Genomic DNA, 375 nt, shown 5'->3' with positions numbered 1-375 from the left:
ATCAACGAAACTGCTTGCAGCTCTTACACAGTTCCGAGTGGAGATGAGACGTACACAACGAGCGGAACATACATGGATACGATTCCGAATGCTGCTGGCTGTGATAGTGTTCTGACCATTAACTTAACTATTCAGAATACAACTGCAACGATTACAGAAATTGCTTGCGATAGCTACACCGTTCCGAGTGGCGATGAAACATACTCGGCAAGTGGGTCTTACATGGATACGATTCCAAACTCAGCAGGTTGTGACAGCATCTTAACGATCAATCTCACAATCAACAACTCTTCATCAGCCACACTGAATGAAACAGCTTGTAGCTCTTACACGGTTCCGAGTGGGGATGAGACTTACTCAATGAGTGGGACTTAC

1 protein-coding gene is annotated in these 375 nt (G+C 45.1%); it reads left to right on the top strand.

The genetic code is table 11. The features are described from left to right. Window positions 1-375, top strand: a 375-nt coding sequence (locus F3059_RS13750; protein WP_223274627.1) for a hypothetical protein, incomplete at both ends; no start/stop codon positions are given.

Origin of the sequence: Salibacter halophilus (genome assembly GCF_008806325.1) — a bacterium.
In the GTDB taxonomy this organism is placed as follows: domain Bacteria; phylum Bacteroidota; class Bacteroidia; order Flavobacteriales_G; family Salibacteraceae; genus Salibacter; species Salibacter halophilus.
This window is presented reverse-complemented; position numbering and strand designations above follow the sequence as displayed.